Source organism: Shewanella indica (assembly GCF_033842865.1).
Classification (GTDB): domain Bacteria; phylum Pseudomonadota; class Gammaproteobacteria; order Enterobacterales; family Shewanellaceae; genus Shewanella; species Shewanella indica.
The window spans coordinates 3,960,567-3,976,727 of sequence record NZ_JAWXXR010000001.1 but is presented as its reverse complement, the minus strand read 5'-3'; the positions used below and the strand labels follow the sequence as shown (position 1 = coordinate 3,976,727).

13 protein-coding genes are annotated in these 16,161 nt (G+C 52.8%); 5 read left to right on the top strand and 8 right to left on the bottom strand.

Going from position 1 to position 16,161, the window contains the following annotated elements; genetic code table 11:
- The first annotated feature begins 71 nt into the window (after positions 1 to 71).
- Positions 72 to 1,661 (top strand): M28 family metallopeptidase, encoded by a 1,590-nt coding sequence (locus SIL79_RS17790; RefSeq protein ID WP_319619845.1) that lies wholly within the window; start codon positions 72 to 74, stop codon positions 1,659 to 1,661.
- Positions 1,662 to 1,716: 55 nt separating this feature from the next.
- Here the strand turns inward: SIL79_RS17790 and SIL79_RS17785 are convergent, their stop codons facing one another.
- The 3 genes from SIL79_RS17785 to SIL79_RS17775 form a co-directional block, all read right to left on the bottom strand.
- Complete coding sequence (locus tag SIL79_RS17785) at positions 1,717 to 2,568, bottom strand: outer membrane beta-barrel protein (RefSeq protein WP_233962340.1); 852 nt, start codon at positions 2,566 to 2,568, stop codon at positions 1,717 to 1,719.
- A 328-nt stretch (positions 2,569 to 2,896) separates the two neighbouring features.
- Positions 2,897 to 3,844, bottom strand: a complete 948-nt coding sequence (locus tag SIL79_RS17780; RefSeq protein ID WP_071476183.1) for an ATP-grasp domain-containing protein — start codon at positions 3,842 to 3,844, stop codon at positions 2,897 to 2,899.
- Positions 3,845 to 3,864: 20 nt separating this feature from the next.
- Entirely contained in the window at positions 3,865 to 4,299 is a 435-nt protein-coding gene (locus SIL79_RS17775; protein WP_039033298.1) for a DUF413 domain-containing protein, read from the bottom strand.
- A gap of 110 nt (positions 4,300 to 4,409) precedes the next feature.
- Here SIL79_RS17775 and hdfR point away from each other — a divergent pair, with 110 nt between their 5' ends.
- On the top strand, positions 4,410 to 5,255 hold the full coding sequence (gene hdfR, locus SIL79_RS17770) for an HTH-type transcriptional regulator HdfR (protein ID WP_071476202.1): 846 nt from the start codon (positions 4,410 to 4,412) through the stop codon (positions 5,253 to 5,255).
- Positions 5,256 to 5,348: 93 nt separating this feature from the next.
- Here the strand turns inward: hdfR and SIL79_RS17765 are convergent, their stop codons facing one another.
- Positions 5,349 to 5,720 (bottom strand): diacylglycerol kinase, encoded by a 372-nt coding sequence (locus SIL79_RS17765; protein ID WP_071476182.1) that lies wholly within the window; start codon positions 5,718 to 5,720, stop codon positions 5,349 to 5,351.
- 434 nt (positions 5,721 to 6,154) lie between these two features.
- On the opposite strand from SIL79_RS17765, the gene SIL79_RS17760 reads away from it, so the two are divergent.
- Entirely contained in the window at positions 6,155 to 7,144 is a 990-nt protein-coding gene (locus SIL79_RS17760; protein WP_071476181.1) for a DNA ligase, read from the top strand.
- Positions 7,145 to 7,199: 55 nt separating this feature from the next.
- A complete protein-coding gene (locus SIL79_RS17755) occupies positions 7,200 to 7,670 on the top strand; it encodes a low molecular weight protein-tyrosine-phosphatase (protein ID WP_162206577.1) in 471 nt (156 codons plus the stop codon).
- 128 nt (positions 7,671 to 7,798) lie between these two features.
- Here the strand turns inward: SIL79_RS17755 and ylqF are convergent, their stop codons facing one another.
- Positions 7,799 to 8,740, bottom strand: coding sequence for a ribosome biogenesis GTPase YlqF (ylqF, locus tag SIL79_RS17750; RefSeq protein WP_071476180.1), 942 nt, complete (start codon positions 8,738 to 8,740; stop codon positions 7,799 to 7,801).
- A 76-nt stretch (positions 8,741 to 8,816) separates the two neighbouring features.
- Positions 8,817 to 9,656 carry an isopenicillin N synthase family dioxygenase gene (locus tag SIL79_RS17745; protein WP_162206578.1) on the bottom strand — a complete coding sequence of 280 codons (840 nt, stop codon included), beginning with the start codon at positions 9,654 to 9,656 and terminating at the stop codon, positions 8,817 to 8,819.
- A 218-nt stretch (positions 9,657 to 9,874) separates the two neighbouring features.
- Here SIL79_RS17745 and SIL79_RS17740 point away from each other — a divergent pair, with 218 nt between their 5' ends.
- Positions 9,875 to 10,792 carry a bifunctional methionine sulfoxide reductase B/A protein gene (locus tag SIL79_RS17740; protein WP_162206541.1) on the top strand — a complete coding sequence of 306 codons (918 nt, stop codon included), beginning with the start codon at positions 9,875 to 9,877 and terminating at the stop codon, positions 10,790 to 10,792.
- A gap of 57 nt (positions 10,793 to 10,849) precedes the next feature.
- On the opposite strand, the gene SIL79_RS17735 is transcribed toward SIL79_RS17740, so the two are convergent.
- Positions 10,850 to 12,409 carry a SulP family inorganic anion transporter gene (locus SIL79_RS17735; RefSeq protein ID WP_039033294.1) on the bottom strand — a complete coding sequence of 520 codons (1,560 nt, stop codon included), beginning with the start codon at positions 12,407 to 12,409 and terminating at the stop codon, positions 10,850 to 10,852.
- 139 nt (positions 12,410 to 12,548) lie between these two features.
- Entirely contained in the window at positions 12,549 to 16,016 is a 3,468-nt protein-coding gene (rne, locus tag SIL79_RS17730; RefSeq protein WP_319619841.1) for a ribonuclease E, read from the bottom strand.
- Between the last annotated feature and the right edge of the window lie 145 nt (positions 16,017 to 16,161).

The following is a 16,161-nucleotide window of genomic DNA, read 5'->3' as shown; positions in this document are numbered from 1 at the left end:
GCGCCGATTGCCGAATGCTGCGCCGCTGTTACAATGGCTGAACAAAATAGATAATAGCAAGGAATGAAGTCGTGAAATTTACCTCTGTGTGTAGCCTGTTGGCCACACTGTTAACGCCTGCTCTGGCGTTGGCAGCTCCCTTTGAACTGGATGAATCCCGCTATCGCCAGGATGTGAAAACCCTTGCCAGCGATGCTTTTGGAGGCCGTGCGCCTTTGTCGACAGGTGAACAGCTGACCTTGGATTACCTTACCGAGGCTTTCAAGGAGATAGGGCTTGAGCCCGGGTTTGGCAACAGTTACCTGCAAGCCGTTCCCATGGCCAGGATCAGCGCAGATCAGAATATGCAGCTTAAGCTGGGTTCAATGAGTTTCAGCAATGGCGAGGAGTTTACCGCCCGCACTCAAAGAGTGACGCCCAAGGTGGAGCTGCAAGACAGCGAAGTGGTATTTGTCGGCTACGGTATCAATGCCCCGGAATACGGCTGGAATGACTTTGAAGGCCTGGATGTTCGTGGTAAGACCCTGATTGTGCTGGTCAATGATCCCGGCTTTGCCACTCAGGATCCCCAGGTATTCAAGGGCAATGCCATGACCTATTACGGTCGCTGGACCTATAAATATGAAGAAGCGGCCCGTCAGGGCGCCGAGGCCGTGTTTATTGTGCATGAAACTGCGCCCGCCGCTTACGGTTGGGGAGTGGTGCGTAACAGTAACACCAATACCAAGTACACCCTGGTGGATAAAGACAACAACGCATCATCGCTTGGCGTGATGGGGTGGATCCAGCACGATAGTGCCAAGAAGCTGTTCAGCCAGGCGGGTCTGGACTTTGACACCTTGAAGCAACAGGCGGTCAATAAAGGCTTCAAGGCGGTGCCGTTGAAACTCAAGGCCAATCTGACCTTGAACAACAAGATAGAACTGGCGCAATCCCACAATGTGGCGGCCCTGTTGCCTGGAACCGAGCGTAAAAATGAATACTTGGTGATGCATGCTCACTGGGATCACCTGGGAAAGACCATTGAAGATGGCAAGGAAGTGGTGCTCAACGGCGCTGTGGATAATGCCTCCGGTGTGGCCGGTGTTCTGGCACTGGCAAAGCATTTCAAACAGCAAAAGGGCATTGAAGCCCCGAAACGCTCGATTCTGTTCAGCGCCTTTACTGCCGAGGAAACCGGACTCATTGGCGCCCAGTACTTTGCTGAAAATCCTCCGGTTCCCACCAAGCAACTGGTGGCATTTCTCAATATAGACGGCATGAATATGGGCAAAGGCGTGGATTATATCCTGCGTTATGGTGAGGGCGTGTCAGAGTTGGAGCAGTATCTGAATGATGCCGCCAAAGGGCAGGGACGCAGTGTCAAGGCCGATCCGCGGCCGCAAAATGGCTTAATGTTCCGCTCGGACCATTTCGCTCTGGCCAAGGAAGGGGTACCCGGCTTGCTGTTTATGAGTTTGGGAGATACAGACCCGGATTATATTGCCCACAAATATCATAAGGCAGCCGATGATTATGACCCCAGCTGGAGTCTGGATGGGGTTCAGCAGGACTTGGCCTTGATAAGCGATATTCTGGCACGGTTGGCCAACAACAATGACTGGCCCCAATGGCTTGAAGATTCGGATTTCAAGAAACGTCGGGCTCAGGATCTGCGCTGAGAAGGATGCTTTAAAGCGTAAACCGGGGTTCTGTCCCCGGTTTTTTACATTGGTCTTAGAAGCGATAGCTGACAGATAACATGGGGCCGATAAAACTATAGTAAATATTGTAGTCGGCCACTTTTACCTCGGCATTGGATGTGCTCTGACGCACATCCACATCTACCTTGTAATAGTTGTACGCCACACTGATGTCCCAGTTGTCACTCAGCGCTGTTTTCATACCGGCTCTGATATCGACCAATGAGCCTTCAAGGTCATCCAGACGCACGGAAAAATATTGGGCATGTAGATTAAGTTGCCAACCTGGCGCCAGTTCATAGTCACCAAAGAGGCCGATATTCGGCAAAGGTGCAGTCACACTTTCATCTACCACTCTGGGAATAGGTTGAGCGCTGCAGATATTGCCGCTGAGTTCTGAAGTTGCACAGGCGCCAATGGAACCCTCAAAACTGCTGTCAATCAACATAGTGTGCAAGCCGACACTGACCCCTATGTTATAACCGTTGCCCTGAAACAGATCATAGCCATAGCCAATACGAACGATATCAATATTAAGGCTTGTGCCTAATTGGCCCCCGGCCTTGACGTCATAAACAGTGTCATCAATCTGGATTTGAAATGGCCTGCTGACTGCTTGAGTTTCGGCGCTGCGATGCAGTTGTTTCCAGTCGATATAGATATGGTGTCTGTCGTTGAAGCGATATCCCAATTCAAACAAGGGCAGAAACTCATTTTCCGCCAACTGCAGATCCGATTCGAAATCCAGTTCGAAATCGTTGCCTAACAAGGGATCTGTGACTTGCATATTGGTGTCGGACTGGGAATAGAAACCACCTATATTCAGACTCCACTCGCCGGCCTGAGCAGAGTTGGCCGCGCAGCAGAGCAGGAGTAGTGTCAACACCAGTCTTGAACCCGAAATGTTAATTGAATGTGTTATCAACAATGGGGTGATCTCTTTTTATTACTCAGATAATCCAAGTGCCTTCTCAGAGATTCCTTATCCGGGGTAATTCGGCACATGCGCGGTTTGAGTGCTTTTGGGTTCGCTCTTGGGGCGACACTTCTTGTATTTTCGGATGCTGAAAATCCGCGCGGTTGCAGAGAGTCTAAACCAGAATAGTGCTTTGTGTGAATAAAATGTTTGTAAAGTTATCGATTTTTATGATCCGCAACAAAAAAGCGCTCCGTTAATGGAGCGCTTCAGTCTGATATTAAAGCTCGTGTTCGGATCAGCCCTTGGACTCGCTGCTGTCGCTTTTCTTGGAGTCCTTGTTGAACATGCCCAAACGGATACGGATAAAGTGCAGTACTTGTGCCGCGATATCCAGATTGAGGCAGGATTCCAGTCCTTCAAAGCCCGGCGAGGAGTTGGCCTCGCAAATCTTGTAGTGACCATTATCGAATAGCAGATCGATTCCGGCGACATCCAGATCCAAAATATTGGCGGTCTGGGTTGCCAGCCACTCTATTTCAGGCGTCACCGCAAAGGGGCTGGCTGAGCCACCGGCGCTGACATTGGCTTTGAAACTGTCCTCTTGGCCGCGTCTCTCATAGCATCCCGCTACCCGGCCACCTATGGTAAAGACTCGCAAGTCCCGACCGTGACTGTTGGAGATAAACTCCTGCAGAATAATGTTGGCATTCTTGTTGGTGGCCTCGATAAGCTGCATCAGATCATCGAACTCGCGCGCCTTGTGCGACAGAAACACACCGCTGCCTTGCGAGCCGGACAGTGTCTTGATCACTACAGGAAAACCCAAGTGACGTTCAACCAGGTCAACATCCACCGGGAATTTCACCAGCATGGTCTTGGGAGTTGGCAGATTCTTTTCGGCCAATAGTTGCTGGGAAAATAGCTTGTCTTTAACGGTTTCTATCGCCTTGGAAGAGTTAAGGCAATAAACGCCAAGACGTTCCAGGTGGCGGATAATCGCCAAGGCAAAATAGGTGGTACCCGAGCCCATACGGGGAATAATAAAATCGGGCAACTCCACTGGTTGCCCGTTCAGTAAAATACTCTTGTTGTCCTCTCGGGTCACTGTGAGGTCAAACTCATCGGGAGCATAGACCTCAAGTTCGATATTGTCGGCCTTGGCAGCCTCCAACAATCGGTTAATTTCATACAATTCAGGTTTTAGCTGAGTCGCGGTCTCTTTATATAAAATCCAACCACGCATTTAGTCGCAAACCCTAATTTTCATTGGTCATCCTCTAGTTCAGGCTCATCCTGAACATCGTCATCTATCATATCGTCAAGATACTCAGCATCGGCCTTTTTCACCAAATTGGTGCCGACAACTGCGTAGAAAGGCTTCCCAGAAGCCAACTTGACATACTTTACCCAGATCTTTTCCAACAAGCTACCGGGAGCGGAATTTCCGCGGACAACTTCAACAAAATGACTCTCCTCCGGATTTCGGGGGGCTTGGCGTCCTTCCGCCAGAGCCTGCATGGCAACGCCATGTTTTTCGAGTAATTCTGCTTCGTTGTAAGTAAAATCCCCGCTGCGGCGAAAGCCTTTGGGGAAGTTCTTGTCGTCATAGAAACGGCGTTCGCTGACGAAACTCTCATTGGCGGCTTGTTGCATAGATGCACTCTGCAGTGCCGATGGTGAAGGAGTCGTGGTCAACATGGCGATATTCCTTACAAAATGGTTCTTGAGGAGATTTGCAAGCAGAGTATTGGCTAGTATGATTGATTTATAAATCAAAAAAATTTGTCTATGACGATAAAGAATTTTTTATGGACACGGATTTACTCAAAACATTTCTGGAAGTTTCCCATACCCGCCATTTTGGGAAGGCCGCCGAGAACCTCTATCTGACCCGCAGTGCAGTATCTTTCAGGGTAAAGCAGTTGGAGAGTATTCTCGGCGTTGAGCTGTTTGAGCGGCAGCGAAACAACATACAACCGACCCCGGCCGGGGTGCGGATGCTGGCGCATGCCGAAGCGGTACTGACCGCCTGGGAGCGGGCCAAACAGGATATCTCCTTGAGTGAGCACCAGTCGGTACAATTGGTTATCGGCGCGGCGCCCAATATTTGGGACGCATATCTACAGGGATATATGCAGGGTTTACATCAGGGGCTTGCCGGAGTGGCGCTGCGCACCGAAATTCTGGCGCCGGCGGCGATGACCAAACAGCTGATGGACCGGACGCTGGATCTGGCCATTGCCTTTGATCCCCCTAAGCTGGACGAGTTTGAACTGTTGCAGATAGGGGAGGTGTCACTGCATCTGGTGAGCACTGCTGCGGCGTCCTCATTGACTGAGTTGGCAGGCAGGCATTACATCAAGGTCGATTGGGGCACGGCGTTTAATATTCAACATGCCAGAGACTATGCCGAGTTACCCATTCCCGTGCTGCATACCGGCTCGGCCCGTATTGCGCTGGATTTTCTGCTCAATAATGGCGGCAGTGCATTTTTACCGCAAAACATGATAGAACCTTATCTGGCGAAAGGGGAGCTGTTTGTGATTGATGATAAAACACCGCTCAGACGTAATGTCTATGTAGCCTACTTGCCGGGCAATGACCGCCTGGAGCAGATACTGCAAGCGGTCAACTACCTCAGAAGTCAGTTCTAAACTTGACCGGGCATTGAGCGTTTTGCCTTGATGCCCGGTTTCCTTACTGAAGCACTCAAAATACCAAAGCGTGCATCAACATAGCAAAGCGCTTTAGAACACCAGAGGCCAGATAACCACGGCCCAGGTCAGGCCGCATAAACACAAGCTGATAAAGACCGCTGCCGAGGCAATATCTTTGGCCTGGCCGCTCAAGGGATGAATTTCATCGCCCACTCTGTCGACTACGGCTTCAATGGCAGAATTCAACAGTTCGGTAATAATGACGATAAATACCGTTGCTATCAGCAGTAATTTTTCTGTCTTGGCCACATCCAGATATACCGCCAGCGGGATCATTAACAATGCCAGTACGGCTTCCTGACGAAAGGCGGCTTCATGTTTCCAGGCTGAGTTCAGTCCTTTCATGGAAAAGCCGGTGGCGCGGAAAATGCGTTTCAGTCCGTGGTTGTTGGCGGGTTTCATATTCTCTCAATTCTTGATCTGTGGCTATGGCCGGTTGCTGTATAAAGACCCGCTGAACCGTGAAAGGTTCCTGGGTTAATGGGGTTGCAACTTGTCGCTTCCTTTATTGACCTCACGTTGGTCACTCGTGACTAGTTTGGCTATTAGTGCAGTGGCGCTGAGGTTTCCAAGGTGCGGCGGCATTATAGCAGCTCATCTTGCCGCTGATATAACAGTTACTTCACCCACCAAGGGTGTTTGACCGTTATTATGGCATGGCGGAAGGTTTGGCAAAGCGGGTAGGGTCGTTTCGATAATCGTTACACCTGTTGTCACCATAACTGCCAAGACTTTCTATACTCTTTATAGTTTTGGTCTTTATAGTTTTGATCCTTGTAGTTATGGTCTCTGCTATAGGCTGTAGCAGGCAATTGGCCGACAGCCAGGGAGGGCTTATGCAATATTCGCAATCTTTACCGACAACAGCATACCTTAAGCGTTTTTCGGCCATGCTATTACTGCTGCAAACTTTTCTGCTGGCCTTATCTTTTTTGCTCTCGTTTCCGGCGGGCGCCGATAGAGAATTGCCGGCCCCGGAGCTGGCCGGTCGTTGGCAACAACAGAAGGCCGAAATCAAGGATTTTCTTGTCAGTGAAAAACTTGATGGTGTCCGCGCCAGATGGGATGGCAGGCGTTTGTTGAGCCGCTCGGGCAGAGTGATTCCTGCACCAATTTGGTTTGTGAAAGACTTTCCTGCAGTGGCACTCGAAGGAGAACTTTGGGGCGGCTATCACAGCTTTGATACTGCATCATTGCTGGCCAGAGGTTTAGGCGAAGCAGACTCCTGGCGCCAGCTGGGCTTTTATCTGTTCGATGCCCCCGGGCTGACAATGGCGTTTGCCGAACGTTATCAGGCGTTCAAGCAGTATCACCAACTGACCCCTTATCTCTATGTCATTGAGCAGCGGCGTCTGAGCAGCACGCAAGAGTTACATCTGTGGTTACAACAGGTGGTGGCCAAAGGGGGCGAAGGCCTGATGGCGCACCGCATCGATGCCATGTATCTGGAGGGACGCAGTGACGCCTTGTTAAAGCTCAAACCTGTGGAAGATGCCGAGGCGAAAGTGCTGGCGATACTTCCGGGAAAGGGCAAGTATCAAGGCATGATGGGCGCCTTGCTGGTGGAAACCGAGGCTGGGGTAAGCTTTCGCTTGGGAACAGGTTTCACCGATGCCGAGAGGGCTTCACCGCCACTTCCCGGAACCTGGGTGACTTTTGCTTTCTCCGGGCTGACCTCGGGCGGCAAGCCTAGGTTTGCCCGCTTCCTTAGGGTAAGATCCGACTATCGACTCAGTTTCCCGGCAGAGGTTATTGAGGCAAAAGTCTCTGTCGCCGACCCGGCTGCGGAACGCAATCCTGCCGAGTCAGCCAATAAGGAACCTTAAGGTGGAATTTCAAAACGTGCCAAGTGTCAATGAGGGTGAAATCAACCGTATCTTAATGGTTTGTATGGGCAATATTTGCCGTTCACCAAGCGCTGAAGCTGTGGCCCGGGCCAAGGCTCAGGCCATGGGGCTGACACTGGAGTTGGATTCTGCCGGTACCATAGGCTATCACGCTGGGGAATCACCGGACAGGCGCGCCCGCGCCGCCGGTGAGCGGCGCGGGCTGGACTTTTCAGGGATCAAAGCCAGGCAGGTGTGCGCGCAGGACTTTGCTCATTTCGATCTTATTCTGGCGGCCGACCGTGAGAATCTTCAGGCCCTATATGAGGCTTGTCCGCAGATTTACAAACACAAGCTGGCCTTGATGCTGGACTTTGCCGATACCCCCATCAGGGAAGTCCCGGATCCTTACTATGGTGGCGACAGCGGATTTGAGCAGGTTTTGGATCTGTTGGAGTTGAGTATTGCCGGGCTGTTTGCCCGGATCCAGGCCGCCAGGCCCAGGAGTATCCCGCCAGTGCGTTGAGCGGTTCTGCAAAGGACTAACATTAAGCTTATACGGAACTTAGTTGGATAATTGGTCGGATAAGTGACAAACAAAAACAGGCCACGATTTGTGGCCTGTTTCCGTTAAGCTTGCTTCTTGAGGGAAGCTTAACCCTGATGGCGTTTGCCGGCGCGCTTCAGCTTGTCGGCTTCTTTCTTTGCCTGCTTCAGGGCTTCTTTCTCTGCCAGCAGCTTGGCCACTTCCGCCTCTTCTGCCTGGGCCATTTCCGGCGTTTCCAGTGACAGCTGGCCGATTTTCCCAGAGCGGAATTCATGCAGCAGCAGTTCCGAGGCCTTGTGCAAATCGATATGACCGCCGCTTCTGAGGGCGCCGCGCCTGCGGCCTATCTCTTCGAGCAATTCGATATCGGTGGCGGGCAGGGAGGTCAGCTTATAACGCTCCATCATCGCCTCCGGGTAAGCATGCAGGAAATAAGCTGCAGCAAACAGGGCCACATCCTCATATTCCATGGCGGTGTCCTTGATGGCACCTGTGACCGCCAGACGATAACCCGAGGCTTCATTGTCCACCTTGGGCCAAAGGATCCCCGGCGTGTCGGACAGCACTATGCCGTTTTTGAGGTTGATCCTTTGCTGCGCCTTGGTCACCGCAGGTTCATTACCTGTTTTGGCAATCACCCGGCCGGCCAGGGTGTTGATGATGGTGGACTTGCCCACATTGGGGATGCCCATGATCATGGTGCGAATATCCTTGAGCGCACCTTCGCTCACGGGAACCAGTTTGCGGCATAGCTCGGGGATCTTTCTGACCATGGCAGGTTGCAGGGTAGTGATGGCTTGTGCCCGCACTCCTTGTTCCTGCTCCAGGTACTCAATCCAACGATTGGTTATCTCGGGATCGGCCAGATCAGACTTATTCAGCAACTTGATACAAGGCTTGTCCTGGCGCAGCTTGGCCACCATGGGGTTTTCACTGCTGTAAGGTATTCGGGCGTCCAGCACTTCGATCACCAGATCTATCTGAGGCATCACCTCTTCTATCTCTTTGCGGGCCTTGTGCATGTGTCCCGGATACCATTGAATCGCCATCTATTGCTTATCCTGCTGAAAACTGAAAAAAGAGCGCTATTGTAGCATTCCGAACTGAAAAAAGCGCCCGCAGGCGCTAGATAACCCCAAGTTCGCACAGGCGCTCCATCAGGTAGCTGTCGGCGGTATAGCGCTCTGACAGCACAACGTCGGGACGAGGATGCAGGAACAGCGGCAGTGAGATCCGCGACTTGCTCATATCGGCGCCTTCCGGGTTGATCACCCTATGAGTGGTCGATGGGAAGTAACCGGCGGAAGCCTCCTGGAGCATATCGCCTATGTTTATGATAAGGTTGCCAAAATCGCTGGGAACATCCAACCATTCTCCGTCGAGGCTCTTCACTTGCAGCCCGGGCTCGTTGGCGGCGGGCAATACGGTGAGCAGGTTGATATCCTCATGGGCAGCGGCACGAATGGCGCCTGGGGTCTCATCGCCAGTCATCGGCGGATAATGCAGTACCCGCAGCAGCGTCTTGTGGCTATTGGCTATCATTTGCGACAGCGCTGTGCGGTAGTTGGCTGCCACCTCGGCAGGCGAGTGCACCTCGACCCAGTCCAGAAGCTCGGCGGCCAGCGCATTGGCTTCTTGGTAGTAGGTGAGGATATTGTCCTGCAATTGCTCAGGAATGCGGCCCCAGGGGTAGACGTGAAAGTACTCTTTGATGTCTTTGACCGTATGGCCTTTGGCGGTTTCTGAAATGCTCGCCGGAAAGAAACCATCCTGGGTTTCCGGCTTGAACATGAAGGCCTGCTTCTCTTCACTGTTGAAGAACTCCTGCCAGTCGCGGTAGATATCCTGCACCAAGTGTTGTGAAATAGGGTGGTTGCTCAACACGCCAAAGCCGGTGCTGCGCAGGGATTCTACAAAGCGCTCGGCAGCATCTGCGGCGCGATAGTCTATGGTTTCCAGTTTCATCATCATCTTTCTTGGTTATTTTTTATTGACCCGATACTTGTGTCTCTATGGACATTTTGTTGGCAGTCGGGTGACCCGGGCGCAAGTCTACCTTGATGTCTTTATAGGGGCAACGTAAAGTGATCCAAGTCACTTTTATGGCTCTGTGTAACTAGAGTGAAGGGTAACCGCTGCAATTTGGGTCTTATGGGTTACGCAGAGTAATCGAGGAGCGTTAAATGAAACCCCTGAACGAGTTTGAGCGTTATGTCATCGAGGAAAAAGGCACAGAGCGCCCTTTCAGTGGAGAGCTGTATCAACACAATGCCAAGGGGCGATATCTTTGCCGCAAATGCGGCGCCCCATTGTATTTGTCCGAGCATAAATTCAATGCCCATTGTGGCTGGCCCGCCTTTGATGATGAAATCTCCGGTGCCGTCACCCGGATACCCGACGCCGATGGTCGCAGAACCGAAATTGTCTGCAGTCAATGTGGTGGTCATCTGGGACATGTGTTTGAAGGAGAGGGGTTAACGGCCAAGAACTTGCGACATTGCGTCAATTCTGTCTCCATGGTCTTTGAGGCCGTAGATGATGCCGAGGCTTTGCAGCCGGCAACTGAAAAGCGTTTGGAGACAGCCACCCTGGGCGGCGGCTGTTTCTGGTGCTCAGAGGCGGTATTTTTAAGCTTGGCCGGGGTTACGCAAGTGACTTCCGGCTATGCCGGCGGCGCGGCAAAAGATGCCAACTACAAGGCGGTATGCAGCGGCGCAACCGGCCATGCCGAAGTGGTGCAGATAGTTTTTGACCCCACTGTCATCAGCTATGCCGAGCTGTTGGAGGTGTTCTTTGCCAGTCATGACCCCACCACCTTGAATCGCCAGGGCAACGACGTGGGGCCTCAGTATCGTTCGGTGATTTTCGTGCACTCGGATAAGCAGCTTGAGACGGCGTCCTCCATGATTAAGGCGCTGGATGAGGAAGGTGTCTTTAGCGCACCTATAGTGACAGAGTTGACCGCCTATGATGGTTTCTATCCGGCGGAGGACTATCATAACGACTATTTTGCGCTTCATGGGGAGCAGCCTTATTGTGCCTTGGTGATCAAACCCAAGCTGGATAAGGTGAGGCGGCGTTTCAGGGCCAAGCTGAAGTAGAATAAAAAAACGGCAAGCCTCAACTTGCCGTTTTTTTAAGGTCTGGACAGTGTTAATTTACGAGTCCAACTTGTCGTCGGCAATCTTGTATCTGGGATCTTCAATCAGATTGACTTCCACCAGATCGCCGGCCTTGTGCAGCAACTGTTTGCAGTCGTTGGAAAGGTGACGAAGATGCAGGCGTTTGCCTTGATTCACATAGCGCTCGGCCAAGGTGTCTATGGCATCCAGAGCCGAGTGGTCACAGACCCGGGATGACTGGAAGTCGACCACGACATCCTTGGGGTCGTTGTTGGCATCGAACAACTCAAGGAACGAAGCCGCTGAGCCGAAAAACAGTGGGCCATTGAGACGGTAAACCGCCCAACCGTTGGCATCTATGCTCTTTTGAGCACTGATTTGTTTGGCATGCTCCCAGGCAAATACCAAGGCAGATACTATCACCCCGACAAATACCGCAATCGCCAGATCGGTAAATACCGTCACCACAGTCACCAGCACAATAACAAAGGCATCGTGCTTGGGCACCTTACGCATCACTTTAAAGCTGGCCCACTCAAAGGTTCCCAGCACCACCATAAACATGACCCCGACCAAGGCGGCCAGCGGGATCATCTCGATAAAGGCGGCGGCAAACAGAATAAAGCACAGTAAGGTGAGGGCGGCGGTGATCCCGGAAAGACGACCGCGGCCCCCTGAGTTGATGTTAATCATCGACTGACCAATCATGGCGCAGCCACCCATGGCACCGAAAAAGCCACTGGTGACGTTACCCACGCCTTGGCCGACACATTCCTTGTTGCCACGGCCGCGGGTCTGGGTCATCTCATCGACCACTGTCAGAGTCAGCAGAGATTCAATCAGGCCAACAGCTGCCAGGATAACCGCATAGGGCGCTATGATATAAAGGGTTTCCAGGTTGAAGGGCACGGCCGGAATGGCAAAGCTTGGCAGTGTGCCGGCGATAGTTGCCTCAGGATTACCGCTCATATTGCGCAAATAATCGAGCACGTTGCGGGTATCCAAATCCAGGCCTACCACCAGAGCGGTTACTGCCAGTATGGCCACCAGGGATGAAGGCACGGCTGTGGTCAGTTTAGGCAGAAAATGTATGATGGCCATCGTCATAGCTATCAGCGCCAGCATCAGCCAGATATCTGCACCGGGCAACCAGGCCATCTCCTCTTCGCCGACTTTGACCTGGAATTGCCCCAGTTGCGCCAGGAATATCACTATGGCCAGGCCGTTGACGAAGCCTATCATCACAGGATAAGGCACTATGCGGATGAACTTGCCAAGACGCAGTGCTCCGGCGGTAATTTGAATTACCCCGGCCAGCACCACGGCAGCAAACAGATAGCTGACGCCGTGAGACACCACCAGGCTGGTCATGACCACGGCCATGGCGCCGGTGGCGCCTGAGATCATGCCGGGACGGCCGCCGATGAGGGCCGTGATCAGTCCCATGATAAAGGCGGCATAAAGGCCCACCATAGGTTCTACTTTAGCAACGAAGGCAAAGGCTACCGCTTCGGGCACCAGCGCCATAGCAACCGTTAGGCCGGAGAGTATATCCGCCTTGTGACTGCTGGTTTTATGGCGTATCAGTTCAAACATTCAGCTTGGGATCCCATCTTGAGGGTTAAAAACAAAGTTGCGCATACTAGCAAAATTTCTGTTGTGACAGAAGTGTGAAGCAGATCAAAATAAAAAAACCATGCCCGAGGGCATGGTTTTTTCTCAGCAACACTTAGGTTCAGGGACGGGCCATATCTGACTCGGCGCTGTTACCATGGCTCTTGCGTGGCGCGGTTTCGCCATTGGCCAGATACTCTCGGCCTTTGGGCACTTCAACGTGAGCACGTTGATCCACCTGTGGCTTGGTTGTATCTGAGCCAACCATGGTGCTGAAGCGACTGACTCTTGGTGCGGCGCTTGCCTGGGTTGTTGCAGGTGCTGCTGCCGGGCTTTCCTTGGCTTGATTGCTTGCCTGACGCGCAGGGCGGCTGATAGCAGCCGGCTTGGCCATAGGGGCTGAGGCGGCGACGCTTGCCGATGCAGTTTCTGCCTTGGGCTTGGCTGCTGCGACTTCAACAGTTTTAGCCTTGGGTGCTTCGCTCGCTTTCTCTACTGCCTTTGATGGCGCAGCTTCGACTGGCTCAGCTTTCGCAACTTCAGCTTTTTCAGCTTTGGCTTCAGGCGCTGGTTCGGCTTCTGCTGTTTTGGGCTCAGCCTTTACCTCTACTTCGGCGGCTTTTGCATCGGCAACGGCTTCTACCTTGGCAGCGACCTCGGCTTGAGGCTTTGTCTCAACCTGAGCTTCGGCTTTGGTTTCCGCTTTGGCTTCAACCTGAGGAGTCGGCTTGGCAACAACTTGAGGTTCAGCTTGTGCTGGCTCTTGAGCTTTGTCGGCAGGCTTTGCTCGCTCAGCATCGACTTCAACGGCAGCAGCCGGCGCTGATGCCTCGGTAACAACCACTTCTTTAGCGTTATTTGCTGCTTCAGTGGCTGCTTTTTCAGTGCTTACCTTTTCAGGGCTTTCGGACTCTTCGCCTTCCTGTTCGGTACGGCGGCGACGCTGACCGGCAGCACGCAAATGACGAGGGCTGCGGCGGCTACGGCGTTGTCCTTCGCGCTTGGGCTTATCGTCTTCTTCAGCGCTCTCGATGGCTTCGGCATTACTTTGAACACCACTATCTTGAACACTGGTTTCAGCGATTTGCTCAGCATTGACAACAGGGCTGACTTCGGCGCTTGCCTGAATGTCTTGTGAAACCTCTGTACCTTGGGCTTTAGTGGCAACCTGAGTTGACTCTTCACCCTTCAGCTCGGTAGTGGTTTCGCTCTTGGCTTCTGACTTGGCTTCAACTTTGGCCTGAACTTCCATTTCCTTGGACTCAGCCTGAGCTGCGGCAGGCTTACGGCGGCTGCGGCGTGGTTTGTCGGCTTGCTCGGCGTTATCCTTGTTACCTGTCTCTTTGGCGCGAGTCGGCTTGGTCTCGGTTTTTGTCTCGACCTTTACTTCAGGTTTGGCCTGGGCGCTGGCTTTCACTTCGGCGCTGGTTGCCTCTGCTGTGTTATCAACGGCTTCCTGTGCATCGTTGGCCTCAATGCGCACTTTACGACGCAGGTTGCGACGTTGGCGACGCTCACGGGCGGCTTCCTGTTTTGGTTCCTGCTCGCTTTCGTCACGGGCCTTGCTGCGGCTCTTGCGTTCATCCAAAGCTTCAGACTTGGGAGCCTTGTCGCTACGGTCATTACGGGTTGGTTTACCGGAGTCGTTTGCCTGGCGCTTGTTGCCTTGTTCGTCCTTATCACGGGCAGGGCGCTCGTTAGCGGCCGATTTGCGGTTGCGGCTGCGTGAATCGCGGTTAGCGTCTTTGTCATCACCACTCTTGCGACGTCTGTCGTTGCGGTCATTGCGACGGTTACGGCGGTTGTTCTGGCCGTTGCTTTCCTGATTGTCTTTAGTGCTCTTTTCCTGCTTCTTGTCGGCTTGTGGCTCGGAAGAGGAGAAGAGGGCACCCAAGGCGGCAAAGAAACGGGAAATTATCCCGGGCTTGGCCGCTTCAGTCGCTGCGGCTTTGACCGCTGGTTTGGCTGTCTGCGGTGCTTCGGCAGTTTCCTGCTTGAGAGGTGTAGCAAAACCACTCAGTGCTGGCTTGGGTGCAGCAGCACGTTCCAGTTTACGTGGTTCATACAGTTTGTTCTCCGGCTCTTCCACACGCTGGTAGCTGACTTCAGAGATCTGGTCGTCCTTGCGATGACGCACCACACGGTAGTTCGGGGTCATCATATGTGGATCCGGGATCACATAGACTTCAACTTCATGGCGCTGCTCTGTGATGCGTATGGCCTTGCGCTTTTCGTTCAGCAGGTAAGCTGCGACATCCACGGGCACTATGGCCTCAATCTGAGAGGTGTTTTCCTTGATGGCTTCTTCTTCCATCAGGCGCAGAATCGACAGTGCCAGTGACTCGGTACCACGAATGGTGCCCTGACCGTTACAACGAGGGCAGATGTGAGCGGCTGACTCTTCCAGAGACGGACGCAGACGCTGACGGGACATTTCCATCAGACCGAAGCGGGAAATACGGCCCAATTGCACTCGGGCACGGTCATGGTGAACGGCATCACGCAGACGGTTTTCCACTTCGCGTTGGTGTCTGACCGGAGTCATATCGATGAAGTCGATAACCACCAGGCCGCCCAAGTCGCGCAGACGCAGCTGACGGGCAATCTCGTCGGCGGCTTCCAGATTGGTATTCAGTGCGGTTTCTTCGATATCGCCGCCCTTGGTGGCTCTGGCTGAGTTGATATCGATAGAGGTCAGCGCTTCGGTGGGGTCGATAACGATAGAACCGCCGGAAGGCAGTCTGACTTCGCGCTGGAATGCAGATTCTATCTGTGACTCAATCTGATAGTGGGTAAAGAGCGGCACTTCAGATGAGTAGGGTTTGACTCTGTCGACAAAATCAGGACGTACCAGGGCGATATGCTGCTTGGCATCGGCATAAATTTGTGGGTGATCGATTAGAATTTCGCCTACATCACGGCGCAGGTAATCACGGATGGCGCGAACGATAACATTGCTTTCCTGATGAATAAGGAAAGGAGCCGGGCGACTCTCGGCCGCTTCCTGAATCGCTGTCCAATGGTGCAGCAATACCTTCAAGTCCCACTGCAGATCGGCGGCAGCCTTGCCAACACCGGCGGTGCGAACAATCAGCCCCATACCGTTGGGCACTTCCAGGTTTTCCATGGCCGCTTTCAGCTCGGTGCGCTCATCACCTTCAATCCGGCGGGAGATACCACCGGCGCGAGGGTTATTGGGCATGAGTACCAGGTACGACCCGGCCAGACTGATAAAGGTGGTCAAGGCAGCGCCTTTGTTGCCACGTTCCTCTTTATCTATCTGAACTATGACTTCCTGGCCTTCGCTGACCACTTCTTTAATACTGGGACGCCCCTGGAAGGAATAACCTTTAGGGAAGTATTCACGGGCGATCTCTTTCAGTGGTAGAAAACCATGACGCTCGGCGCCATAGTCAACAAATGCCGCTTCCAGAGAGGGTTCTACGCGGGTGATTTTACCTTTATAAATATTGGCTTTTTTCTGCTCATGGCCTGGGCTTTCGATATCCAGATCATAAAGCTGTTGCCCATCAACCAGGGCAACGCGCAACTCCTCGGATTGAGTCGCATTGATTAACATCCGTTTCATGATGACGTAATTCTTCTTAATAAGAGGTCATCAAACGTACAGGTCGCTGCATTACGGGCCTGGTCTCATTCGGGCGACGCCTCTCGGCGTTCCTCCAGGCAGGGAGGTGCGCATTGCTGTTAGACGCATTCGCTGCGTGTCGCAT